Source organism: Methylobacterium nigriterrae (assembly GCF_037106235.1).
Lineage (GTDB): Bacteria > Pseudomonadota > Alphaproteobacteria > Rhizobiales > Beijerinckiaceae > Methylobacterium > Methylobacterium nigriterrae.
In genome coordinates this window covers 165,585-187,112 of the sequence record NZ_JBAWTG010000002.1, presented here as the reverse complement: position 1 = coordinate 187,112, position 21,528 = coordinate 165,585, and the positions used below count along the sequence as shown (strand labels likewise).

The 21,528-nt window shown below is 63.6% G+C and carries 24 protein-coding genes, 1 tRNA gene and 1 pseudogene; 14 read left to right on the top strand and 12 right to left on the bottom strand.

Features of this window, described 5'->3' with window-relative positions:
* Positions 1 to 197 precede the first annotated feature (197 nt).
* Both WDW90_RS02535 and WDW90_RS02530 read left to right on the top strand, forming a co-directional pair.
* Positions 198 to 710 (top strand): hypothetical protein, encoded by a 513-nt coding sequence (locus WDW90_RS02535; protein WP_336485682.1) that lies wholly within the window; start codon positions 198 to 200, stop codon positions 708 to 710.
* A gap of 373 nt (positions 711 to 1,083) precedes the next feature.
* Positions 1,084 to 2,678 (top strand): annotated as a pseudogene (locus WDW90_RS02530) (efflux RND transporter permease subunit).
* A 204-nt stretch (positions 2,679 to 2,882) separates the two neighbouring features.
* On the opposite strand, the gene WDW90_RS02525 reads toward WDW90_RS02530, so the two are convergent.
* Entirely contained in the window at positions 2,883 to 4,022 is a 1,140-nt protein-coding gene (locus tag WDW90_RS02525) for an HPP family protein (protein WP_336485681.1), read from the bottom strand.
* A gap of 876 nt (positions 4,023 to 4,898) precedes the next feature.
* Entirely contained in the window at positions 4,899 to 5,345 is a 447-nt protein-coding gene (locus WDW90_RS02520; RefSeq protein WP_336485680.1) for a hypothetical protein, read from the bottom strand.
* A 671-nt stretch (positions 5,346 to 6,016) separates the two neighbouring features.
* Here WDW90_RS02520 and WDW90_RS02515 point away from each other — a divergent pair.
* Positions 6,017 to 7,405, top strand: coding sequence for a tyrosine-type recombinase/integrase (locus WDW90_RS02515; RefSeq protein ID WP_336485679.1), 1,389 nt, complete (start codon positions 6,017 to 6,019; stop codon positions 7,403 to 7,405).
* A gap of 12 nt (positions 7,406 to 7,417) precedes the next feature.
* Here WDW90_RS02515 and WDW90_RS02510 read toward each other — a convergent pair whose 3' ends face one another.
* From WDW90_RS02510 to WDW90_RS02500, 3 genes are all read right to left on the bottom strand, one after another.
* Positions 7,418 to 8,068 carry an SOS response-associated peptidase gene (locus WDW90_RS02510; protein WP_336485678.1) on the bottom strand — a complete coding sequence of 217 codons (651 nt, stop codon included), beginning with the start codon at positions 8,066 to 8,068 and terminating at the stop codon, positions 7,418 to 7,420.
* Between the two features lie 258 nt (positions 8,069 to 8,326).
* The gene (locus tag WDW90_RS02505) at positions 8,327 to 8,638 is read right to left on the bottom strand and encodes a DUF6894 family protein (protein ID WP_336485677.1); all 312 of its coding nucleotides are present in this window, start codon (positions 8,636 to 8,638) and stop codon (positions 8,327 to 8,329) included.
* Positions 8,639 to 8,755: 117 nt separating this feature from the next.
* Positions 8,756 to 9,022, bottom strand: a complete 267-nt coding sequence (locus tag WDW90_RS02500; protein WP_336485676.1) for a hypothetical protein — start codon at positions 9,020 to 9,022, stop codon at positions 8,756 to 8,758.
* A 280-nt stretch (positions 9,023 to 9,302) separates the two neighbouring features.
* Here WDW90_RS02500 and WDW90_RS02495 point away from each other — a divergent pair, with 280 nt between their 5' ends.
* Positions 9,303 to 9,527 carry a hypothetical protein gene (locus WDW90_RS02495; RefSeq protein WP_336485675.1) on the top strand — a complete coding sequence of 75 codons (225 nt, stop codon included), beginning with the start codon at positions 9,303 to 9,305 and terminating at the stop codon, positions 9,525 to 9,527.
* Positions 9,528 to 9,639: 112 nt separating this feature from the next.
* On the top strand, positions 9,640 to 9,885 hold the full coding sequence (locus tag WDW90_RS02490; RefSeq protein WP_336485674.1) for a hypothetical protein: 246 nt from the start codon (positions 9,640 to 9,642) through the stop codon (positions 9,883 to 9,885).
* A gap of 647 nt (positions 9,886 to 10,532) precedes the next feature.
* Here the strand turns inward: WDW90_RS02490 and WDW90_RS02485 are convergent.
* Positions 10,533 to 11,468, bottom strand: a complete 936-nt coding sequence (locus tag WDW90_RS02485) for a GIY-YIG nuclease family protein (protein WP_336485673.1) — start codon at positions 11,466 to 11,468, stop codon at positions 10,533 to 10,535.
* 45 nt (positions 11,469 to 11,513) lie between these two features.
* Complete coding sequence (locus WDW90_RS02480) at positions 11,514 to 12,329, bottom strand: hypothetical protein (RefSeq protein ID WP_336485672.1); 816 nt, start codon at positions 12,327 to 12,329, stop codon at positions 11,514 to 11,516.
* 568 nt (positions 12,330 to 12,897) lie between these two features.
* Here WDW90_RS02480 and WDW90_RS02475 point away from each other — a divergent pair.
* Positions 12,898 to 13,590, top strand: a complete 693-nt coding sequence (locus WDW90_RS02475; protein WP_336485671.1) for a recombinase family protein — start codon at positions 12,898 to 12,900, stop codon at positions 13,588 to 13,590.
* A 116-nt stretch (positions 13,591 to 13,706) separates the two neighbouring features.
* Positions 13,707 to 13,919 (top strand): dodecin, encoded by a 213-nt coding sequence (locus WDW90_RS02470; protein ID WP_336485670.1) that lies wholly within the window; start codon positions 13,707 to 13,709, stop codon positions 13,917 to 13,919.
* 376 nt (positions 13,920 to 14,295) lie between these two features.
* On the opposite strand, the gene WDW90_RS02465 is transcribed toward WDW90_RS02470, so the two are convergent.
* A complete protein-coding gene (locus tag WDW90_RS02465; protein WP_336485669.1) occupies positions 14,296 to 14,610 on the bottom strand; it encodes a hypothetical protein in 315 nt (104 codons plus the stop codon).
* Positions 14,611 to 14,879: 269 nt separating this feature from the next.
* Here WDW90_RS02465 and WDW90_RS02460 point away from each other — a divergent pair, with 269 nt between their 5' ends.
* The 3 genes from WDW90_RS02460 (at position 14,880) to rnhA (ending at position 16,902) form a co-directional block, all read left to right on the top strand.
* Complete coding sequence (locus WDW90_RS02460; RefSeq protein ID WP_336485668.1) at positions 14,880 to 15,548, top strand: hypothetical protein; 669 nt, start codon at positions 14,880 to 14,882, stop codon at positions 15,546 to 15,548.
* 141 nt (positions 15,549 to 15,689) lie between these two features.
* Positions 15,690 to 16,307, top strand: a complete 618-nt coding sequence (locus WDW90_RS02455; protein ID WP_336485667.1) for a hypothetical protein — start codon at positions 15,690 to 15,692, stop codon at positions 16,305 to 16,307.
* A gap of 118 nt (positions 16,308 to 16,425) precedes the next feature.
* The gene (gene rnhA / locus WDW90_RS02450) at positions 16,426 to 16,902 is read left to right on the top strand and encodes a ribonuclease HI (RefSeq protein WP_336485666.1); all 477 of its coding nucleotides are present in this window, start codon (positions 16,426 to 16,428) and stop codon (positions 16,900 to 16,902) included.
* A gap of 25 nt (positions 16,903 to 16,927) precedes the next feature.
* Here the strand turns inward: rnhA and WDW90_RS02445 are convergent, their stop codons facing one another.
* Complete coding sequence (locus tag WDW90_RS02445; protein ID WP_336485665.1) at positions 16,928 to 17,164, bottom strand: DUF6894 family protein; 237 nt, start codon at positions 17,162 to 17,164, stop codon at positions 16,928 to 16,930.
* A 330-nt stretch (positions 17,165 to 17,494) separates the two neighbouring features.
* Here WDW90_RS02445 and WDW90_RS02440 point away from each other — a divergent pair, with 330 nt between their 5' ends.
* Positions 17,495 to 17,776, top strand: a complete 282-nt coding sequence (locus WDW90_RS02440) for a hypothetical protein (protein ID WP_336485664.1) — start codon at positions 17,495 to 17,497, stop codon at positions 17,774 to 17,776.
* 29 nt (positions 17,777 to 17,805) lie between these two features.
* On the top strand, positions 17,806 to 18,051 hold the full coding sequence (locus tag WDW90_RS02435; protein WP_336485663.1) for a hypothetical protein: 246 nt from the start codon (positions 17,806 to 17,808) through the stop codon (positions 18,049 to 18,051).
* Here WDW90_RS02435 and WDW90_RS02430 read toward each other — a convergent pair.
* Both WDW90_RS02430 and WDW90_RS02425 read right to left on the bottom strand, forming a co-directional pair.
* Entirely contained in the window at positions 18,044 to 18,922 is an 879-nt protein-coding gene (locus tag WDW90_RS02430) for a hypothetical protein (protein ID WP_336485662.1), read from the bottom strand. The two genes, WDW90_RS02435 and WDW90_RS02430, sit on opposite strands and share 8 nt — an antisense overlap.
* 159 nt (positions 18,923 to 19,081) lie before the next feature.
* A tRNA-Ser gene (locus WDW90_RS02425) sits at positions 19,082 to 19,171 on the bottom strand.
* A 291-nt stretch (positions 19,172 to 19,462) separates the two neighbouring features.
* Between WDW90_RS02425 and WDW90_RS02420 the strand changes: the two genes are divergently transcribed.
* Positions 19,463 to 19,717: a DUF6894 family protein gene (locus tag WDW90_RS02420; protein ID WP_336485661.1), complete on the top strand. Its 255-nt coding sequence runs from the start codon at positions 19,463 to 19,465 to the stop codon at positions 19,715 to 19,717.
* A 189-nt stretch (positions 19,718 to 19,906) separates the two neighbouring features.
* On the opposite strand, the gene WDW90_RS02415 is transcribed toward WDW90_RS02420, so the two are convergent.
* Positions 19,907 to 20,089, bottom strand: a complete 183-nt coding sequence (locus WDW90_RS02415) for a hypothetical protein (RefSeq protein WP_336485660.1) — start codon at positions 20,087 to 20,089, stop codon at positions 19,907 to 19,909.
* 231 nt (positions 20,090 to 20,320) lie between these two features.
* On the opposite strand from WDW90_RS02415, the gene WDW90_RS02410 reads away from it, so the two are divergent.
* On the top strand, positions 20,321 to 21,517 hold the full coding sequence (locus tag WDW90_RS02410; protein ID WP_431310957.1) for an efflux RND transporter periplasmic adaptor subunit: 1,197 nt from the start codon (positions 20,321 to 20,323) through the stop codon (positions 21,515 to 21,517).
* The last annotated feature ends 11 nt before the right edge of the window (positions 21,518 to 21,528 follow it).

Here is a 21,528-nt window from a genome sequence, read left to right as displayed (position 1 = left end):
CGCATAGTGCGCCGAACCGCCGCTGTCCACGAAGCGCCGCTTTCCGGGGGCGCCCCAGGTCGAGCATTGGCGGAGCCTCGTCCGCCCGCCGGTCTCGGTGCGCTGCGGCACGCAGATGCGAACCGGAGCCTTTCGCGTCCGGTTCGCCTTCTAGAGTTCCTCTCGTGCCGATAGGCTGCCGAGGACCTGACCGTCACGTGACGCGGAAACGCCCGCCCCGACGCGACAACGACCGCCCTGCGGGCGTGCGCCGGCGGCTGGTCGCACTGCTGGCCGTGCTCGTCCTGTGCCTGCCGGCCTACGAGGGCCGGGCCGCCGCCTCGGACGGTCACGCCGTTGCCGCGCATCTCAGCCTCGACCTTCCCGTTCTCGACTGGGACGAAGATGGGCCGGGCGGCCATGCCGATGGCGGGATCGCTCATCATTGCACGCAGTGCGCCTGCCATCAGGCGTTGACCGCCACGGCAGAGACGTCTCCGACGTTGCGCCCTCCGGCCGAGATCCGCTTCACCGAGTGGGCGGGCCCCGACCGCGCGCGAACTCGCGCCTCCCCGCAAGCCACCCCGCGCCTGATCGTCCGGCGGCGCTCCGCCGAGCGCTCCACGTCCGCCCGCGCGGCCGTGGCCGCCCGCGCGCGCGCGGGCGCGCCTGGGCGCCGCACCACGCGGCGGCCCGCGATGGAAGCCGCTTCCGCGGCGTCACGGGGATAAGGTCATGTTTCGCTTTCTCGTCCCGCCGGCGGCCCTCGTGGCGGGCGCCGCGGCCAGTGCCCTGGTCCCGGGACTGTCCACGTCGATCCAGTCGGCCGCTGAACCCGTCCTCGCGTGGTGGCAGCCCGTCGTCGCCGCGAAAACGCAGGCCGAGCATGCCGAGGTGGCATCAGTGGCGGGCGCCGATCAAGACGGCGATGCTCATGCTGGCCATCGACACGGCGATCGTCGCGAGGCCGGCCATGGACTCGTCGAGGCGGAGTCTACGGAGGACACTGTCGTGCTGACTCCGGAACAGGTCGAGGCTGCCGGCATCGCGGTTGCGCCCGCTCAAGCCAGATCGATCGAGCGCCGCCTCACGGTACCCGGCACCATCCTGGCCTTCTCGGTGCGGCAGCGCTGGCCAGTCCTGCTCGCCTCGCTCGCAATTGCCGCGCTCGGCCTCGCCGCGGTCTCGCGCCTGCCGATCGACGCGGTGCCCGACATCACCAACAACCGGGTGCAGGTCAACGCATTGGTGCCGCAACTTCCGCCCTTTGATGTCGAGGCGCAGGTCACCTACCCGATCGAGACGGCGCTCGCAGGGATCCGAGGGCTCGAGGTGACGCGCTCGCTCTCGCGCAACGGCTTCGCGCAGGTCACCACGATCTTCAGCGATGCCACCGACGTCTACTTCGCCAGCCAGCAGGTGAATGAGCGCCTCGGCGAGATCAAGGGACGTCTGCCGCCGGGCACCGACGTGCATCTCGGCCCGATCTCGACCGGGCTCGGCGAGGTCGTGATGTGGACCGTCGCCTTCGCCAACCCTCACGTGAGCGTGCCGGAGGGCCGGCCCGGCTTCCAGCCCGACGGCAGCTCTCTGACGCCGGAGGGTCAGCGCCTGCGGCCCGGCTTCGAGCAGGCCTCGTACCCGCGCACCTTGCAGGATTGGGTGATCGGCCCGCTGCTCCGCACGGTGCCGGGCGTGGCGGGCGTCGACGTGATCGGCGGCTACCGGAAGCAGTACCAGATCGAGCCAGATTCCGGGAAGCTCGTCGGTCTCGGGCTCTCTCTGAGCGACCTCGCCGAGGCGGTCGAGCAGAACACTCCGACGGGGTCCGTGACGACATCGAGGCCCTGAAGGCCCTTCCCGTGCCGCTGCCGACGGGCTTGAACCGGCACGCGGCTTCCGTGCCCCTGCGCCAAGTGGCCGCCTTCGAGGTGACCGACGGTCCGAACCAGATCTCCCGCGAGAACGGCAAGCGGCGCATTGTCGTGACCGCCAACGTGCGCGGGCGCGACATCGCCTCCGTGGTCGCGGTGGCGCAGGTTCAGGTCGACGCTCTGCCTCTCCCGGCAGGCGCTTGGATCGCCTGGGGCGGTCAGTTCGAGAATCTCGCGGCGGCCCGCGCCCGTCTCGGCCTCCCGGGCTGCTTCGCGCTGATACTGCCGCTGCTCTACGCGGCGCTCCGCTCGGCCCGCGACACCCTCCTCGTCTTCAGCGCGGTGCCGCTGGCTCTCACCGGCGGCGTTCTGGCCCTATGGCTGCGAGGCATGCCGCTCTCGGTGACGGCTGCAGTCGGCTTCATCGCCCTGTCGGGCGTCGCGGTTCTGAACGGCCTCGTGATGCTGAGCGAGATGCGCCGAGGCATGGCGGAGGGGGCCCCGCGCGATGCCGCGATCCTGGCGGGCGCGCTGGCGCGGCTGCGGCCGGTCCTGATGACGGCGCTGGTGGGCGCCCTCGGCTTCCCGCCGATGGCGCTCACGACGGGAACGGGAGTGGAGGTGCAGCGCCCGCTCGCCACCGTGGTCATCGGCGGGCTCGTGAGCGCGACTTTACTGACGCTCGTCATCAAGCCCGCCCTGTTTGCGCGGTTCGCGGGCCGCGCCCTGCCCTCCGGCGTGATGCCGACGTCGGGCGAGCGGGCCTCGGGATCGAGCGCTACGCAGTCGGCCCCGTTGAGGCCGGAATGGCGAGAGCGGGTTTGAGGATGGAGAAGGCGCTCTCGCGGTCCGGCATCCGAAATCTCCACGCCTGCGATGCGCCTGATGCAACCTGAACGGACGACGTCACGACAGATTGCGTTGACCTCTCACAGCTGCCGCAATGGCGGGTGCCGGACGACGCGCTTCGAGTGTCGGAATCGGAGTGGCCTCGTCCCGTCGAGGAGCGTCGTAGCGTGGCGAGCCCTTTCAGGCCGCCATATCAGCTCGCGGGCCGAAAGCCTTCGCCGATGCAGAGCGCGCCAAGGTCGCCAGCAGATCCGTCTGCGTGATGACGCCGAGCACTGTCCGGTCCGCGGCCGTGACGACGATCGCGTGAGTCCGACCGTCGGTCAGCGTCTGGACCAGGCCGACGGCGGGATCATCGGGAGCGGCAGTCCTGGCATCGGACATCGCCGCTGCGATGCTGCTGGGGTCTCGGAGTGCCAGTTCCCGCAAGCCGAGCGTTCCCTTCAGCCGGCCGGCCGCATCGACAACTGGCAGGGTCCTGATGTTGTGCGTGAGAAGTAGCTCGCGCGCCCGCCCGGCGCTGTCGTCCAAACCGATCGTGACCACGTCGCGCGACATGACCTCGCGGCAGGTGAGATCGCCCTCTGTACGCACCAGTGCGTGGAGTTCAACCTGATGCAGGAGCCTGTCGATATCGGAGCGGTCGATGTCGAGCGTCTCGTCCAAGGCAACCAGCGCCGCATCGACATCTTCCGGTTTGAACCCGACGCGGATCGTTGCGGGCAGGTCAGCGGTTCCGTGGTTGTTCACCGGCACCACCACCGGAACATGCGGATAGTTGCGACGCGAGACCTTGTGGAACGCGATTCCGAGGGCAACCAGGATCACCGAGTTGATGCAGACCGGAAACAAAGGGAACAGGAAACCGGCAGACGTGACCGCCGGTCCGCCGATGAGCGCGGTCAAGGCAGCGGCTCCGCCGGGAGGATGAAGAGAACGCGTAAGCGACATCGCGGCGATCGCCAACGAGACGCCAACACCGATCGCCACCACGGGGTCTGGAATGAGATGCGCTGCGAGGACGCCCATGAAAGCGGAGATCGTGTTGCCGCCGATGACCGGCCACGGCTGCGCGAGCGGACTCGCCGGGACCGCGAACAGGAGAACGGCCGATGCGCCCATAGGCGCCACGATGAGCGGGATGTGCGGCCCCTCGCCGAAGAACCAGCCGCAGAGCAAGCCAGTGAGCGTGATGCCCGCGAGAGCTCCCAGGCAGGCGACGAGGCGCTCTCGCAGGGTCGCACCGGCAAGGATCGGCCGGAAAAGACGGAAGCCGAAAATGCGTCCGCCGTGCCGCGGTGCGCCGGTGATTTCGGGCATACCAGAGCTTGCCTCAGTGTTGGAGAGAAACCTTGCCGACCAACCGGGTAAAGCAATCCGACGCGCGGCTACCGAGCCGGTGCTTTGAAAACGGCGTGCATGCGACCGCTTTGGGCACCCAACCACGCAACGGCGTCGAAAGCGCTTAACGTTGGCATCGGCGTCCCGCAAAGGTGCATCTCACATGAATCTTATAGCTGCCGACGCCGGGGATTGCAACTCTGGTATGCAATATGCCTGATATCAAGGCTCGATCCGGCGACGCGCTTCGCCGGTCACGCCACGCGCGATTTCGACAATCGGTTGAGCGTGGCCGCGCACATCTCGCCACAGGACGGCGCGCGGATGCCCTTCACGCGTCGTGGTATATTCTCTGCGTCATGAGGAAAGCCTTCGGGGCCTGAGGCACGGATCTTCCAGTGCTGCGCGGCGGCATTGATGATGCAATGAAGTGAGAGAGTGCGTTCCGAACCTGAACGCTCGCATCCAACCTCTGCGGATCAGTGCATTGCTGCCACCAATTCTCGGAGCGGAGCCATCTGAACAGAATCGGCACCGTCGAAAGCTGTTTGCGAAGACTGGTGAAGTCATGTTTCGACTGGGGCGGCCCACTGCACCGTCCACGCCAGCTTGGGCTGCCTGCGCCGATATGCGTTCGATAGGGCCAAGACCCACCGCATCGTCCTGAAGGATCTGTCCGATAGGATCGACGGCGACACGACCATCCGGGCTGCCCCCTTAGCATGGTCGCGGAAGGCGACGAGACCACAAACCAGCGGCAGCGCCTCGGTGCAGAGGGCTGCACCGCCCTGCGGGGCTCCCCCGTCGAGAAGCCTCATTCGGCCGACGAGCCAAGGGTGTGAGGATCAGATCGCGCTACGGCTTGGCCGCAGGCTTCTTCGATGTCTCGCCGGCCCTGATGCTGCCCGTCTCGGCGACGCGGTCACGTGCCTGATCAAGCCGCTTCTTCAGGGTGAGAAGTTCGCGCTGTGCGCTGGCGAGTTGCGTTCTTGCACCGTCGCGAGCGGCTGCAGTCTGGTTCAGCTCGTCCCGGGCAGAGGCCAGCTTGCCCTGCCAATCGCGCAAGAGCTCGGCATTGGCCTGCTCTGTCTGCCTCAGGCGGCCCGTCAACCCGTCGCGATCCGCTTGCAGGAGGCTGACTTGCTGGGCGAGGTCGCGCTGCGACGCGGCTCTGCCAGCGAACGCCCCCCAGCCTGACAGCGCACAGGCGGCCAGAGCCAGAGGAAGTCCAGCAACACGCGTCGGTCTCCAGGCGATGATCGCCGGCGGGTTCCAACGTGGCAGTTCGGGCAGGTAACGCATAGAACGCTTGCCTCCAGGCGCTTCGGTCCAGGTTCGCTGACCCGGACGGCTGAGGGATGTGAAGCGTTAGAGAGGACGCGTTCAGTATTAACGCCAGCTTACACGGCTTTGAAATAGAGTCGTGGAAGCTGAAGCCGTTCGACAATCGGACGGAGTCGGACGCTGAATCATCACGGCCGGTCGGGTTGAACCGCGAATCTGCGCGGCGGCGTGGGCGATGTGAGCCGGGCGCCCGGCAAAGATTCCGCGTCTAACAGTGCGGGCCCGACAGGCGTTCCGATTCCGGCCCGCAGGCGACGCTCAGAATGGCCGAGCGTGGCCGGCGCGGCTGGCGACCGTGTCAGAGCGAACAGCTCAGGCTCCCGCAGGGGAGAGCCTGATTGGCCTTGACTGTCGGGACCAGTAGTCTCGGCCGCCGATTCGGGCCGGAGGGGTTCGTTTGTTCCTGGCGATCCAGCGGTTATCGAGCCGTCGCGCACGGCACGACGCGCGAACATGCGATGCTGTGCGGGTGCCAGCCGACGCTGGTCAGGTGGCGGAGGGAGCGGGACCATCCTCCAAGAGGCATCTAAGTCCTTGAATTGTTGAGATCGTTGGGTTTTTCGATCTTGATTTGGGGGACACATTGGGGGATTTCGTGGGGGACACTCCACCTCCAAGGCCCCTCCACGATGCCCCAGAAGAAGCTAGGCAGGAACCTCGAATGGCACGGGAATCGAATCCGTGTGGTGATCCGAGTTCCGCCCTCCCAAGTCCCCAAGCTCGGCAAGACGAAGCTCAAAGAGACTCTGAAGACCACTGATCCTCTGGAGGCCGAACGAGAGAAGGTGGACGTGATCAGGCGCCTCCGCGCCTCACTCGCAGGCACCAAGGCGACCGCCGTACAATCCTCGCTGGTAGAGCAGGCTCTGGAGGTGAAGCGCCTTCGTGAGGAGGGCCGCCTGCGGATGGACAACGCGGGGCCTGAGGAAGAGGGGTACGACCCAGAGGACGACGCCTTCAGCGAGACCGTGGATGCCGTCGAGCGACAGCATGGGCTTGAGGCAGCCGAGACCTTCGCTGCCGTTGCGCTCGGGAACCGGACCCCGCTGACGGCTCTGGTGGACCGCTGGTTCGCGGAGAAGGCTGAACTCTCCATCGGCTACAAGGACGACATCCGCCGCTCACTGGCGCGGCTGGAGGCTTGGTGCGGGCGCACGCGAACCCCCAAGAGCGTGGAGGCGATCACTCAGCGGGTTGCGGGCCGGTACATCCACGACCAGTTCATCGAGCCCGGCGTGGACGTGAAGACCGCCAACAAGGATTTGTCCTGCCTCCGGTCCTACTGGCGCTGGCTCAAGAAGCGCCACGGCACTCAGGAGAATCCTTGGCTGGAGCAGTCCCTGGAGAAGCCGAAGCAGCGCCGGGAGGTGATCAGTGGGAAGAAGCGGCCCTTCACGGATGATGAGGTGCGCAAGCTCCTGACGGGCATGCGCTCCGAGCGGGAACGTGAGTTCTCCCTCACGAGTGCCTTGAGCGGCTTGCGCCTAGAGGAGGTGGCTGGGCTTCGGGTGGAGGACTGTGCCAACGGATGCCTGCGCGTCACCGATGCCAAGACACCGAGTGGCCTCAGAACGATCCCGGCACATCCTGGCCTGATGGACCTGATCGCCCGCAGGACAGCAGGGAAGGGGCCTGACGAGTACCTCTTCCACGACCTTGAGGAGCAGCGAGAGGGCTCCAAGCGAGACCGTTCCGCCCCTGTCAGCCAAGCCTTCACGCGAGAGAGAAGGCGGCTCGGAGTCGATGAGCGAGGCTCAGAGGAGCAGCGTCAGTCCAACATCGATTTCCACTCATGGCGCCGCTGGTTCATCCGGCAGGCTGTCCAAGGGCTGGAGCGTGGCGCCCAGGGGTACACCGCGTGGACCATCGCGAACGTCGTCGGGCACAAGGCCGAGGATGGAACGCTGGACGGCACGGCGCTGCCTCTCGGCATGACGATGGGGCGGTACGCGGGCGCTGCTTCGCTGGAGGCGATGCGAGCATGTGTCGAGGCCGTGAAGCTGCCTACCGGGATTTGAGCCTTAAGAACTTCAGGCTCCGTCTCGACGGTCTCCTCTCGCCACTTCCTGCATCATCTCGTTCGGTAGGGGGCGCTGGAGCTGCAACGCCTCCTGTGTCGGAGCCTCCAGCCACGTCGCCCACTCATCCGGGTTCGTGAGCAGCACCGGCATGGCCTTCGGGTGGACGGGGCCAACAACCCCGTTGGCCTCGATGGTGAGGAACGAGAACAGCCGGTGCTCCTCCTCGGCCCGGTCCGGGTTCTCCTTCTTCGTCCCTCGCACGCCCCTCCAGGGCCGCCAGATGCCCGCGAAGGCGAACAGCGGGCGGTCCTCGGACAGCGCGAACCACACCGGCGTCTTGCGCGGCTTGGTGTCGGCGTACTCGCTGAAGGAGGTCACTGGCACAAGGCAGCGGAACTCGGGCTTCAACCAGGGCCGCCAGTGCGGGCTCGCGACGTTGCGCACGTTCGTCACGGGGTGCTCCCCGAACGCCTTTGGGCCGGGGATGCCCCAGCGCATCATCGCCAGCTCGCGTCCCTCGGGTGCGTTCCAGACGACGGGTGCCATCTGGTCAGGGAAGATGCCAGGGAGCGGAGGGAGGTTACCCGTGCGGTCGTGCTCTACTCCGAACGCCTTGCGCATTTCGTCCGGACTGGCTCGGAGGCTGTAAAGGTTGCACATCCCGGTGCCTAGGTTCGAGGTCAGGCGTTCAGCCTCCCGACCACCTCACTCACCAGGGCAGAGGGGCGGCCGAACGCGGCAGCTTCACCAGACCGCAAGACCTCTTACGATGGACCTACCTCCGCCCACCGAGCCCACCAGAGCAGGCCAACCAAGGCCACGTTCACAAGCTTAGATCGAGAAGCGCATCCGCATGGCCGAGGAGTTGAAGCGGTTTCCGCGCTACACGCTGGAGCCTTAGATTGGCTCCGGTCACGGCTACAGCAGCGAAGCTGGCCCTGAAAGTGATGGAGGATTGGGTACGAAGCCCGCGCCCTTTCCGGGCTTCCGATCTGACCACTCGACACGCGGTCCGCCAAAAGGCGTGTACGTTGCCGTCAAGACCGCCCGGTCAGCCTTGTTGCGAACAGACACCACAGCGTGACTGCCGCGCGCAGTGCTGTCCTCTGCGGCTTCCGCAAGGTGCTTCAGCGCGTGGTGTGCAATCTCATCGTTGGTGTCGCACTCCACACCGTCATCATCCCAGGTGGAGAGGCTGTCGCTGTGCAGATCGAAGAAGAAGCGTGACACGTCTCATGCGCCATCATGGGCGGCTCGCGCTGAACCAGAGACGCTGGCGTTCCGCCCAATGCCAGCGTTGACATGGGTTAAAACGACCAAGCGACAAGCGTTCCGAGCTGAGGCCGACTATTTCGTGGCGGCACTTGGCTCGAAGTGCTCAATGAAGCGAAGCCCGTCCCACAGCTCGATGACGCGGCCCTCCACCATCGCCCCTGCGAGTGAGATCGCTGCATCGTCGTTCTGCACCGTGAGGTGCTCGATGCGCAGGACGTTGCCATCTGCGTCAAGGACGAACGCGCGGTAGTGCCGTTGGTTGGCGGCTTCGCCGTTTTGGACCGCGCCAGCTTGAGAGTACCCCGACATGCTCTCACCCGTGCCGGTAGCCGAGTGCACCTCCAGCTCCTCAGATACTAAGCCATTCCACATCGGGAGAGTAGTGAGAACCAAGCTGAACTGCGAGTGAACTCCGCAACCTATGCGGCAGAGGAGTGGACCCGCAGCAAGCATGGAGGCACGATCAGGAGGTGGAATGGTTCGCGATGAGAGCGCGAGAGCATCACCCCAGGTTCTCAGCTTCAGCCCTGGGATCAAAGGCATCAGGAGGGACTTCAGGGTCCACGCTACAGTCTGGGAGGGCCAGCTCTGATTGGTCTCAAAGGACGGGGCAGCAGCCATGGGCTGGCATCTCTCCACCTTCAGGCACCGCCGCCAGGATGGCCTCACAAGGGGTCCCTGGGGCTACATCACGATCCCTACGGTGAAGGGCGAGCACATGATGAGCCTCGTCTCTCATGAGGCGCTGTCCCACCTCGTGAAGGGCTCATCAGCTCGTCAGGTACGGGCCTTCAGACGCTGGCTGGAAAGGCTCGACGAAGAACACCACATCAAGGATGCGTAACTATCCGGGCGTCGCAGATGTGGCGGCATCCGTAGTCGGGGGCGACTTAAGATCGCTTGTGGGACCTCCGATAGGAGGCCCATAGCTGGGGCAGTAGGGATTGAGGCTCACGATGACACAGTTCATCGACGAGCTCGCACTGACCGAGCAGCACTTGGCCGAAGAGGAGGCCCTCTGCACTCGGCAGACGGCCGTCATCGCGCATGTGAGAGCTGCGGGGCGAAACAGCGCTAGGGCTGAAGAAGTGCTGGTGCATTACGAGCAGACCCTGCAAATCCTTCGGACCCACAAGCGGCGTCTCCAAACCATGGAGGCCAAGCGATGGATGGATCAGCAGCAGACAGGCATGACGTCCTGAACCTTCTCGTCGAGGAGGCCGAAGAGCACCGGGACGACCAGAGAGCACTCGTGAAGCGTTTGGTCCGGCTTGGGCGGGACCCGACTGCGGCCGAGGCTGCATTGCGGGAAGCGAAAGACATCCTTTTGGTTTTACGCACCCAGCGGAAGGCGCTTGAGGACGATCAATGAGCCCTGAGTGCTCCAGTCTCGAAACACCTCCTCAGAAGCTGGCCTAAAGAGCACCGCCGTAGCGACCGCCACCGGCCGACAGGGGCTCGCCACTACTCACCACCGGACGGAGCTTCGCGGCCGTTCTCAGGCAGGACCGGCACCATGCAAATGGGCACCTCATGCAAGAGCTTGGCTTGATAGGACCTTGCGAGCCCGTCAGGACCCTGCGCAGGGGAACGCTGTCTGCCCGGAGGAGGTCATAATGTTTGCTGCAGATTTATGAAGTGGCTTCGACCTTCCATCCCACACAAGTTTCCCCCGTGCCGCCCCTGAACTCTGAGGATGATGACGAGGAGATTGGGGCTCATCTACAGGAGCGTTCGGGCTGGATCAGCTCGGATTGGCCTTCCCCACGAGGCGGTGGCTCGTTCGGAACGCGATGTCGCGAGGGTGTGGCGAGTAGAGCCGCCACAGCGCCCAGGCCGATACATGGTGTCAGAGCTGGTTACCGAGCTGTGCGTCTTGCCACTCTTTCAGCGTCTGCCCTGTCCCTACGAGACGCCAAGCGGTCCGCCCGTTTGTGTTCCGATTGGTGATCACAGCGGCAGCCGCGCTTGCGCTGGTGAACGTCACGTCTTCTACGAACTCCAGCACTTGGCTGCCTGGAACAGCGACCAGCCGATTCTCGCTTATCAGTTGGTCTCGGAGCGAAGAGTACCCCTTGCTGGAGAAGTCACTCTTCGCGGTCGCGGTTGATTTCGCAAGGACAGTCAACTCGCCATCAATCTCGACTGCCGCCGCTCTGTACCCGAGCTTCTCGCTTGCGAGCACCAGTTCGAGTTGGGACCTCGGAGGCTGCTTCACGTCCGTTCCAGATGCATCCGGAACAGCAACCCGGCCCTTCGGTCGTAGGAAGTCGAGGCCAACCACAGGCAGAATGACCTCAACCTGGGAGATGAAGAACTCCATGTCGGCAATGTCGCTCTCCGGGAGCGCCTTCCGTCCCGGTTCATTCCCGTTCGCGATGTTTGCTCGATCCGCTCCTTTCGTGAGTTCCACAAACCGATGCTCAAGGTAGCGAACATGAGACTTGGTCAGATTGGCGTCCTTTGACGTGACAATGCAAACCCTGCTCCAGAAGTCCTTCGTTGGGTCCTTCGCGTGCGACCTGATGCGGTCGATTACACTATCGCCTTCACCGACATAGACGCGCGATTTTGTCGGCTGCTCGGGATCATCGCCGACGAGAAAGTATACGCCTGTCCGGGTCGCTTCGTCTCGGCTCAGTGCCTCTCCTAACCGGGAACGTGGAGCCACCAAAGCGTGGCCAGTCCAGTTCATGATCTCGGCCGTGAGGATGCCAGTGGGCGAGCCGTCCACGAGATACAGCCGAACGCTTCGACCCTGGACCACTAGCTGCTCCCCACCCAACGCCTCACAAATCCTGCGAGCCTTTCCGGTTGTCTGGGGCAGACGTCAAGCCGGCGCGAGGATATCATCCACTTTGAGGCGGCGGGGCATGGGATCGTCACCTATTAAGATTCGTCCATTCCGCTCGTCAGGTTCCACCTCAAACAGTTCGAATGCCCCCGGGGCTTCAGAGCCGCGCCTTCGGTCTGTGCTTACCATGAGTTCCGGAACCCCAGCCGCTACGGCCTCAGCGATCGTGAGGTCTACTCTATTCAGGTACTCACCAAAGCAAGGTCCAATGATATTGTTCATTTCCTCTCGAGAGTAAACAGGCATCGAAATGATTTTCGGTGCGCTTGCTGTCCCAATATTTACAGACTTCGCCTTTGGCTTGCCGCCGAAGCTTGCGTCGATATAGCTAAAATAGGCAACGACAATCTCGTGCGCCAATCGCCGCCCGGTCTCCCTCGCTACTTTCTGTTCGATCATTCTCTTAGTTGCCCAAAGAGCTCGACCAGCGACCCCGTCCTCGCGGATCGTCCCGTGCTGTCTTTTGGTTTCGAAAAGAAATATTTGCCCCTTCGAGGAGAGAAAGAAGTTGTCTACCTGAACCCTGAGCCCAGACAAAAACGTGAAATCCTTGGAACTCTCTGAATATCCTCCCGGATGGTTTTCTAGTGCGATACCAACAGCCCGCTGAATCACGTTGCCATGCACTTTTGGTAGATCTCTGAATATAATTGCAGCCTCGGCAGTTCTGCCGTGCAGCTCAATCAAGAAATCTTTCGACTTCGCTGGAGCGCCAAGCCTCAATTCATCTACCCTAGAAGACACGCTCCTTATCAGCTCTTGAAGGTGGGCTTTTTCGACCCAGAAGCACATCAAACGGATTCCACTCTGCGGTGTGGCGGGCAGCTATCACCACTGCGGGTTAACATATTCACCTAAACGAGGAGGGGCGATGAAGCTGCAATCGACCTTGGGGTACGCCGAGTCAATCTCACTGCGGTGCGCAGGACGAATGGCTGAAAGATCTTATCGTCGCGGGTACTGTGCAAGTAGAAGACATGAGGGGGCAGATATACCGTTCTTTCCTGTATGTGCAAGGATAGATAGACCATTGTGTCAGCAGAAGAATTTGAGCCAGCGCCGGCAAATTCCGACTGCGTCATTTTCCAATCGGGGCCATCTTAGCCGGGTGAGGGCCATCGGGAGCACGGTAAGGGAAATCAGTCTCGCGCCACCCAGCGGCCGAGTTCGACTTTGCGGCCGAACTGGCGCCCGCTAGAGCGGATAAGGTCGGCACGTCAGTGCCGCGTCATGGACCACGTCGCGCAAGACCGAAGGCTTCAATAGGCACGCTGTGGCATCCATGTGCCCGCTTCTTGTAAATCTGCCAAACGTTCGTTAGCTGGTTTTGCACGGATCGGAAGTGACTGAGGCGACGACCATGACCGACAGGGTTGCAGTGGCCTACTACCGCGTATCGACCAAGGCGCAGGGACGGAGCGGTCTCGGCTTGGAGGCTCAGAAGGAGGCCGTGGAGCGGTTCGCACAGGACCAGAGCTTCACCATCCTGGCTGAGTTCGTGGATGTGGAGACCGGGAAAGGGGCTGATGCCCTTGAGGCTCGTCCTCAGCTCTCTGCTGCTATCCGTGACGCCTCTCTTCGTAAGTGCCCGGTGCTGGTCGCCAAGCTCGACCGCCTCAGCCGTGACGTTCACTTCATCTCCGGCCTGATGACCAAGCGCGTGCCCTTCATCGTGACTGAACTGGGGCCTGATGCTGATCCCTTCCTCCTGCACATCTACGCTGCCCTGGCTGAGAAGGAGGCGCGCATGATCTCCACCAGAACCAAGGCCGCCCTGGCACAGGCCAAGGCAAGGGGGGTGAAGCTCGGCAATCCCAACGGAGCTGCCCACCTCAAGGGGCTCGGCAACGATGCCGCCATCGAGGCCGTGAAGGCTGGTGCGAAGGAGCGCGCTGAGGGACTCGCGGGCATCCTGGCTGGCCTGAAGGCTGGGGGCATCACCTCTGCAAACGGCATTGCCCGTGCTCTCAACGACCGCCACATCGCCACGCCTAGAGGGGGGCAGTGGACAGCCCGCAGCGTCATCAACCTAATGAGCCGTATCGCGACCTAATCACCTTCGTTGGTGGCGTTCAGCAAGCCACTCGCGCCAGACGTCTTCCAGGCGCTTGTGCGTCCCTCACGCTCAGCCCAGACTGCTCAACCGCTTTCGCGAGCGAGGAGGCTGTCATGTCGGAGCACATCTACAAGACGGTTGAGCTGGTCGGTTCATCGACGGAGTCGATCGAGGATGCGGTCCAGACAGCCATTGCTCGAGCCAATAAGACCCTCCACAACCTACGCTGGTTCGAGGTGCTGGAGACGCGCGGTCAGATCGCAGGAGACAAAGTCCTCCACTACCAAGTCACTTTGAAGGTGGGCTTCACGATGGAGGAAGCCTGAAACGCCTTCACCCCGCCTGTGGAAAGAAGAAGCAGGTTTCGGCGGGCCATGAAGGTGGGGGCACCTTCCTAGAGTGCCTCCACCTCTACCCAGTCACTTCTTCGCAGACGGTTTGTTGTCTTGCACAGACGGTCTGTTGGAGTGAGTGCTATGACCACCACGGCCTGTCAGGCGTCCGACCATCTTCTTGAACGTGTCGGTAACATCGTGGGTTATCTCGGACATCGACTTCATGCCAGCCTCACGTCCAACCAGCGCAATGGCTGCGCCGTATAGACAACGATGATGGCCGGCCTTGTGTTTGACAGGGTTCGTCGCCTGTGCGGGGATCGCAGGGCGTGAAGAAGGTGACTGAGTGGGCAGCGTGACGGAGCGGTCAGGCCGCTCCCGCGGCGCCCTCTCGTTCCTCTGAGCCCGTCGCCGTCTCAGCAAGCACCTGGCGATAAGCCTGCTCAAGCACGCCACAGGGGTACAGGCCGACCTTGTTACGGTAGGCCCCCTTCACGGGTGGGCGGACCTTCTTGGGCACCTTCCCGAGGAGCGCCTCATGGACCAGGCGTGCCCTTTTGCCTACCCGGATGGTGAAGCCCCGGTCCCACTTCTCGCCGCCCAGCCTCATGAACTGCTGTGTGGTCAGCAGCATTACGCGGCAGGGTTTGCACAGCGAACAATCAGTGGCAGCAGTGGTCACGAACTCGGCTCCGAGAGAGCCAGAGCACTATACGCACCGAGCCTCACTTTCAACGGACGAAAATGCTACTCCTGTCAGATGGTTGAGCCGAGATTGGCCTATTTCCGCCATCATTAGAAGAAGCACGTTCCTTCCGAGCTGGCGTTCCAACGTCAAACGCCTGCTTCTTCACGGACCGCGTCTGTCCCTCGAGGGATGGGCGCAGCTTCTCATGGTCACCGTGAGTGGCCCGCCGCTGCCACGCTAGACCCCTTCAATCAGGATCATCAATGACAACACGTACATGCCGTGCGCCCGGTTGTGGCGCGCGAACGACCCGGTATGGGCGCTTCTGCTCAACCCACAAATCCCGCTCACGCCGCCACGGCCACCCCGAGCAGCGGGCCATCACGAAGGCCGACCTCAACCCCTTCCTGAAGCTCGTGCAGGCACGCATCGCGAAGAACCGAGCCAATCCTGTCTGGGCCCTCTGCGAGGCCCGATGGCACGCTCTGGTCGCGGATGCTCAACGCATCATCACCGCTCGTCAGGGTGGACAGGCGGGCTCTCGATACGAGCGCATCGCAGCTCAAGAGGTCGTCAAACTCGCGGCCAATGTCGAACCATTGGCGGTGATGGAGAGCACCTTCGCGATGTTCCTCCTTGAGGATCACCAGCCCAGGCGGTTCCGCTCTGATGCATCCTTCCGGTCTCAGCTTGTGAGGCGCCTGCGCGGGCTCAGTGAGGTCAATGCCGGCGTCTGGCTCAACCCGGCAACCGGGAGGAGCAAGCGAGCATACCGCGAACTGGCACCCCGCGCCGTCATGATCATCGCAGCCTGGATCATCGAGGCGTTTGGCGGTCTCGGCATTCATCTCGCGAAGCTGGAGCAGGAAGAGCGCACCGCTCGACAGCAACGGATCAATGATTACTCCGCTGCAGTCGCACAGCTCAGTTGAGGGTGAACAAGGTGCCAGAAGTGGTTGCCGCCTTCAGGGCGTCTTCTTCGGTGCGTTCGGCATCTCCTCAACACAGCAACTCATCCCTCCGGGGGATCAAGATCTATTACGCAAGCCCACAACAAGCGAGAAAACGAACTGATGCTCTACATCGACGAGGTGCTCGATCGGCAAACGGGCACTCTGAACACAATCAACATAGGGGATTGGATAACCCTCACCGAACTTGGCGGACTGCACGGAGTAGGTTCAAGAGAGGTTCGCACCATTCTCCGGCAAATGGACATCATCAGCATCGAGGGGCGTGGGAAAAGCACCCGACATCGTCTCCAGCCGTGGTTTGTTGAACGAGGCTACGGCAAGAGGATCAGGCCCCAGAAGGGGCGCTATCCCTTTGATGTGATCGGGCCAGAAGGCAGGGCTTGGATCGAGAGCCGCTGGACTGAAGCTGCGGCTGCTGTCGAGGCAACAAGGTCCGGTCCGACCGCCACCGAAGCGGAGGCCGCGCTTACCGCATTTCAGGCACGAGAAGGGCGAAGTCCCTTGAGCGTCAAGCAGAGCATCTATTGGCTCTGCGACCACTTCCCCGACCTCATGCACACCGAGATCGCTGGCATCCTCAGCGTCTCACAGCAGCTCGTCAGCCGTGAGATCAAGATACGAGCTGCCTGTCGGAAAGCATTGAAGCAGCGCAAGGAACAGCCAGTTCCCATGTTCGAGAGAAGAGCCCTGATAAACGTTCCCCATGATGCGCTGTGACTGTGCGCGCGAAGCCGCGGATTAGCTCAACGACCCCGATGGCGTAGCAGTGACAACCAAAGGAAGTCGCTGGGAGGGGCCTCGACAGGGCTCCTCCCTTTCATTTCAGCAGGAGAGAATGATGTCCAACGACCACAGCGTGGATGTGCCGCGCGAGATCACCATTGCCTTCGACGGAGCGTGCCTCGGCAACCCTGGCCCAGGCGGCTATGCAGCCATCCTCATCAACACCCGCACGGGACGCGAGAAAATCGTGAAGGGCAGGGAGGCTGCCACCACGAACAACAAGATGGAGCTGTCCGCTGCCATCGCGGGCCTGAACGCTCTCAGCTCTGGAGCCGTGGTCACCATGCTGGGTGACAGTCAATACGTGATCAAGGGCTTTACGGAGTGGCTACCGGGCTGGAAGGCCAAGGGCTGGCGTGGTGCGAACAAGAAGCCGGTCGCCAACGTGGAGCTATGGCAGGCGCTCGAGGCGGCTGTATCGCGGCACCAGAGTGTCACCTGGGAGTGGGTGAGGGGGCATGCAGGGCACGAACTGAACGAGCGCGCGGACAGGATCGCGAGTGCCGAGGCTGCGAAGGTTGATTGCTGACCGCGCTCCTCAGCGAGCCTGACGCCTACGTCAGCCATCCCGGTGTGAGTGATAGCCGCGCGCTGAACACAATCCTCCCGCTCTCATCGCTCACGCTCGAGATGCAATCGCTCCGATCTCCGGCCCGTCTCCTGTCCCGAGCGACATCAAACAGTGCGTCGATTGCCTCATCACGCGCCGCGATGATGTCAGGAAACTCCTGTCCATCATCATCGAAGCAGTGCCGATGGCCGTCGTGGAAATCGAAGTAGTAAAGCGGCATCTGGTGCTCCGCTGAACGACGCACAAGGAGGCCGTCGCACCCTTTGCTTGCGCTAAAGGCGACGCTCGATGGTCGCAGCGAGCATGCCCAAAATACGGCTCGCAATAACATGTGCCAGCTTCGGGCATTGTGTGCGGTGCCTACTGCGTATTAAATAGTACATAAGAGAGAAGATACACTTCCTCACCTCCACGACGCCTTGGCGGCTTACTCACGGGACGGTCTTCCGCTCCATCGAGTGAGACAAAGAGTCAACACTCAAGCTGCCATACCGCCTGCACAAAGCCTCGCGATCAACCCGCGTGATTGATCGCAGCGAGGAGGAGCAGGATGAGCAAGGCAGAGCGTTCACCTACGACCGCGCCGGTCGTGGCCTTAAGGCCGCGCATTGCGCTTGTGGAGGCGGATGAAGATGTCGCTTCCGTCATCGAAGTCCTTCAGGACCAGCTCGCGCTGGCGCGTGAGGGCAAGCTCCGCTCCGTGGCTATCGTCTCCGTGTCGTCGGATGGCGAGGCGGTCGGCACGCAGTGGTCCTGCAAGGTGGGCGACGTCACGAGCCTGATCGGCAAACTCACGGTGCTCACGCACGACCTCATGTCAGGGCGCCGGTAGGTGCGGGTGTCGCGACCTCGGACTGGTCAGTGAAGGCGGGCTTCCTTCTCATCCTGACCATCATTGCCGGTGCCCAGCGGGATGATGACGCGACCGCTGTGTTCGACACCCGGGACCGCTGCGAGAAGGTGGGGCAGATGGCCGCCGAGCAGGCGCTCACCGAGCTGTCCGCACGAGGAGTTCGGGCGGGATCGGCCTGGTTCCGCTGCGAGGAGGTGCGGGGCAGGGCCATAGGCGGCCTGACGCACCGACCGGCTTGCTGGGAGCTTACTTGAACCGGGCAAGCAGCTTAACCACCCTCTCTTGCAATCCTTTAAAGTTCAGCCCGGCGGTCCTCCTCCTCACAAGCACGTTGTCTCCGTAGTATGTGTTCTGTTCGGTGATTTTTATAAGTTCCAGCGTGTCACTCAGAGTCTTTTCTATCCGCTTATTATTATTTGACTGTGCAAAAATGATTACGTCTTCTCCCCAGTTGTCGAAGAAGACGTCTATTCTGGACAGGAGGCGCTCGAAGAAATCGTCAACCGTAGCGGCTTCATTTTGAGAAAACTCGAAGTTCCAGCCAACGCCAAACAACGCATCGCGCTTGACGCCCATTGCGTCTGCCGCCGCATTGAACTCTAATTGGGTAGCGAGCGTCTGTGCGTTACCCCTGGCGAAGAAGTACAAGCTAAGACTGAACTCATCAAAAACCTCTCTGGACCGGCTGACCTCAAGGGTGCGCTGCATGATAGCGGTCTGCTTGTTGTTCTCCTCCGCTGACCGCTTCAGCTCCTCGCGCTGCTCCGCGAGCACCAGCCTCGTGTCGGCCAGCTCCTCTCTCTGAAGCTTCAGCTCGCGGCGCTGGAGCAGGGTTGCGACAAACAGCCAGAGAAAAGCAAGGGGCGCGAAGAACCCGCCGAGGACGTCGCCAATGCTGTTGAGGGGCAGACGGGAGACACCAGCCGCCCCTGCTGAGTTCGCCGCAGAGGCCGGCTCCAGCAGCGGACCAATCTCAGCCCAGCGGTCGTAGAGGAGTACCGCACCGAAGCTGAGGTAGATCGCCGTCAGGGTAAGCCACGGCCGAAGCGAGTCGGTCTGCGTCTCGGCCTGTGGCGCTCTGGCAACAGATGGAAGGGGGGCTGCGAAACCGGGGCTGTCAGTCACGGGAGGCGAGCTGCCTCGTTGAAGCAAGCGCTCATACCACGGGCGTGACATCTTGATGCACCTCTTGGGGTACACTTTAGGGGACGGTTTGGGGGACAGCAGACTCTGCTGTTTCCATAACCTATTGCGGATAAATAACTTTTAGCTGCGTAAAGAAGATGGCGGAGGGAGCGGGATTCGAACCCGCGATACCGTTTCCGGTATACACACTTTCCAGGCGTGCGCCTTCAACCACTCGGCCACCCCTCCGGACCCGGCGGCGGATCGGAACGGGACGCGCGAGCATCGGGCCGATCCGGAGCATGCCGGGTGGCGTGCTGTACTCGCCGCGCTCCCGCTGTGCAAGGCGCCGGGACCTTGGGCCGGGCGCAAAATTCGCGCAGGCGATGTTCAGGCGGCACGGTTCGCAGTTGAACTCGGGAACAGTCCACGCAACGCGGCTGCGCATGGCGGCCTGCACCTGGCCTCGGCTTGACGGGTTCACCCACCGGCACGGGGTCGATACCCTGAGCGGTACCGCTTCCCCGCCGGAACACCGCCATGCCTCGCTACGCGTTTACCGTCGTCATCGGCCAGGATGCTCCCTCCGAGCCCTATCTCCGCTCGCTCGCGGACGCGGACGAGGCCTGGGAGATGGCTCGCGCCATGGTGGCGGAATTGCTGGCGGCAAGCGGCGATACTCGACTGGTCACGGCCGTGATGATGGTGACCGACGAGGCCGATGACGTGGTGTTCGAGCTACCCTTTGCCGAAGTGCTCGCCGCACCGGGACATCCGGCAGGATACAGATCGTAGGAGTGCGGTCGCGGCAACCTCGCGTCGGCGGCTCTAGCCAAGGTCTGTCGGCGGGAATGGGAGGGTCGGGCCTGCGTAGGCTCGCACCGCTCAGCCTGTGCCCGGATGCGTGAGAGTGGCGGCAGGATGTGACTGGGTCGTCATCGCGCCGGTTGCCTCGACGCTCGGTATTCTTGCAGGCCGGTCCGGCTAGGAAATCATGTCGAGCTTGGCCGTCTCGAGGTCCTTGGCTCGGATCGTCTCGGGCAGCGACGCGTAGTCGCGGTAACCGGCTTGACGCGCCATCGCGTCGAGCGCCGTCCGCTCGCAATCGGCGGAACCAGTCCAGAGAACGGCGCCACTCTTCTTCTGCCTGATCTGGAAAATGCTCATTCATCGCCTCCATCGTGGACGATTGACAGATCGTTAACGAGGTTCGGAACATCTGGTTGCAGGATCGCTCAATGCGGCGACGCGCCTCACGGCCGGCGTCTCGATGGGCGGGAACGATCGTCAGGGTGTAGGATGCGCGCCATGAAAACGCCGGTCTGCCCTGTGAGAGCGAGCTTCAGGCGTTCCGGCCCCGGCGAGCGAATCGTGTCCGCATCAATATCGTTGAGATCCATTCCCCGTCTCGCCTTCGCCTTTGCGGGGGCGCTTGTGGCCGGGCTCCAACCAGCCCGCGCAATCGAACCTGCCGCTGTCCCGCCCGTGGAGGCCCTCGCACCCGCCGTGAGCGTCACGCCCGCCACACTGCGCGAGGTCGTCGAGCGGGCCGTGGTGACGGGCACGCTCGTTCCGCGCGACGAGATCTTGGTCTCGCCCGAGATCGAGGGCTACCGCATCACCGAACTCCTCGTGGAGGAGGGTGATCGCGTCGCCCGGGGGCAGGTTCTCGCGCGCCTCTCGCGCGAGATGATCGAGACTCAGGAAGCAGCAAACGTCGCCGCGACCGCGCGGGCGGCGGCGGCCATCGTGCAGGCCCGGAGCCAGATCGTTCAGGCCGAGGCCGCGCAGGTCGAGGCAAAGCTGTCGCTGGAGCGGGCGCAGGCTCTGATCCGCACCGGAAACGCGACGGCCGCCACCCTGGAGCAGCGCGTCTCCGCGGCGCAGGCCGCGGAGGGCAAGCTCGCCGCGGCGCGCGGCGGCCTGCAGGCCGCTGAGGCCGATCTCGCCACCGCCAAGGCGCAGGCCGCCGAGATCGCCCTGAAGCGTGCCCGCACCGAGATCCGGGCGCCCGAGGCCGGCATCATCAGCCGCCGCACCGCCCGCGTCGGCGCGACGGCTACCGCCGTCGGGGAGCCGCTCTTCCGGCTGATCGCGCGAGGCGAGATCGAACTCGAGGGCGAGGTCCCGGAATCCTGGATGGCGCGCCTCGCGGTCGGCGCGCCGGCGAGCCTCGATGTCGATGGCGGGCGAAAGCTCGAGGGACGCGTGCGGCGCATCTACCCGGAGGTCGACCGCATGACGCGCCTCGGCAAGGTTCGAATCGCGCTGAGAGATGATCCCGCCCTGCGGATCGGTGCCTTCGCCCGCGGCACGGTCGAGGTCGCCCGCAGGCGCGGCGTGGCCGTGCCGGTCTCGGCGCTTCTCTTCGCAACCGACGGCAGCGCCAGCGTCCTCGTAGTCCACACCGACCGGGTCGAGGCGCGCAAGGTGACGCCCGGCCTCTCGGCCGAAGGATTCACGGAAGTGCGAGGAGACCTCGTCGAGGGCGATGCCGTGGTGATCCGCGCCGGCAGCTTCCTGCGGGACGGTGACCGCGTCCGGGCCGTGCCCCCGCCCGGGGCGAAGGTCCAGGCCGATGCCGCGCCACGCTGACCGATCGGACA

Bases quoted from the DNA above. Each gene is read 5' to 3' on its own strand.
- WDW90_RS02470 (WP_336485670.1), top strand. From the start codon at position 13,707: ATGTCGGAGCACATCTACAAGACGGTTGAGCTGGTCGGTTCATCGACG.
- WDW90_RS02445 (WP_336485665.1), bottom strand. From the start codon at position 17,164: ATGCCGCTTTACTACTTCGATTTCCACGACGGCCATCGGCACTGCTTC.
- WDW90_RS02460 (WP_336485668.1), top strand. From the start codon at position 14,880: ATGACAACACGTACATGCCGTGCGCCCGGTTGTGGCGCGCGAACGACC.
- WDW90_RS02515 (WP_336485679.1), top strand. From the start codon at position 6,017: ATGCCCCAGAAGAAGCTAGGCAGGAACCTCGAATGGCACGGGAATCGA.
- WDW90_RS02440 (WP_336485664.1), top strand. From the start codon at position 17,495: ATGAGCAAGGCAGAGCGTTCACCTACGACCGCGCCGGTCGTGGCCTTA.
- WDW90_RS02510 (WP_336485678.1), bottom strand. From the start codon at position 8,068: ATGTGCAACCTTTACAGCCTCCGAGCCAGTCCGGACGAAATGCGCAAG.
- WDW90_RS02495 (WP_336485675.1), top strand. From the start codon at position 9,303: ATGGGCTGGCATCTCTCCACCTTCAGGCACCGCCGCCAGGATGGCCTC.
- WDW90_RS02475 (WP_336485671.1), top strand. From the start codon at position 12,898: ATGACCGACAGGGTTGCAGTGGCCTACTACCGCGTATCGACCAAGGCG.
- WDW90_RS02455 (WP_336485667.1), top strand. From the start codon at position 15,690: ATGCTCTACATCGACGAGGTGCTCGATCGGCAAACGGGCACTCTGAAC.
- rnhA (WP_336485666.1), top strand. From the start codon at position 16,426: ATGATGTCCAACGACCACAGCGTGGATGTGCCGCGCGAGATCACCATT.
- WDW90_RS02490 (WP_336485674.1), top strand. From the start codon at position 9,640: ATGACACAGTTCATCGACGAGCTCGCACTGACCGAGCAGCACTTGGCC.
- WDW90_RS02520 (WP_336485680.1), bottom strand. From the start codon at position 5,345: ATGCGTTACCTGCCCGAACTGCCACGTTGGAACCCGCCGGCGATCATC.
- WDW90_RS02415 (WP_336485660.1), bottom strand. From the start codon at position 20,089: ATGAGCATTTTCCAGATCAGGCAGAAGAAGAGTGGCGCCGTTCTCTGG.
- WDW90_RS02420 (WP_336485661.1), top strand. From the start codon at position 19,463: ATGCCTCGCTACGCGTTTACCGTCGTCATCGGCCAGGATGCTCCCTCC.
- WDW90_RS02525 (WP_336485681.1), bottom strand. From the start codon at position 4,022: ATGCCCGAAATCACCGGCGCACCGCGGCACGGCGGACGCATTTTCGGC.
- WDW90_RS02480 (WP_336485672.1), bottom strand. From the start codon at position 12,329: ATGTGCTTCTGGGTCGAAAAAGCCCACCTTCAAGAGCTGATAAGGAGC.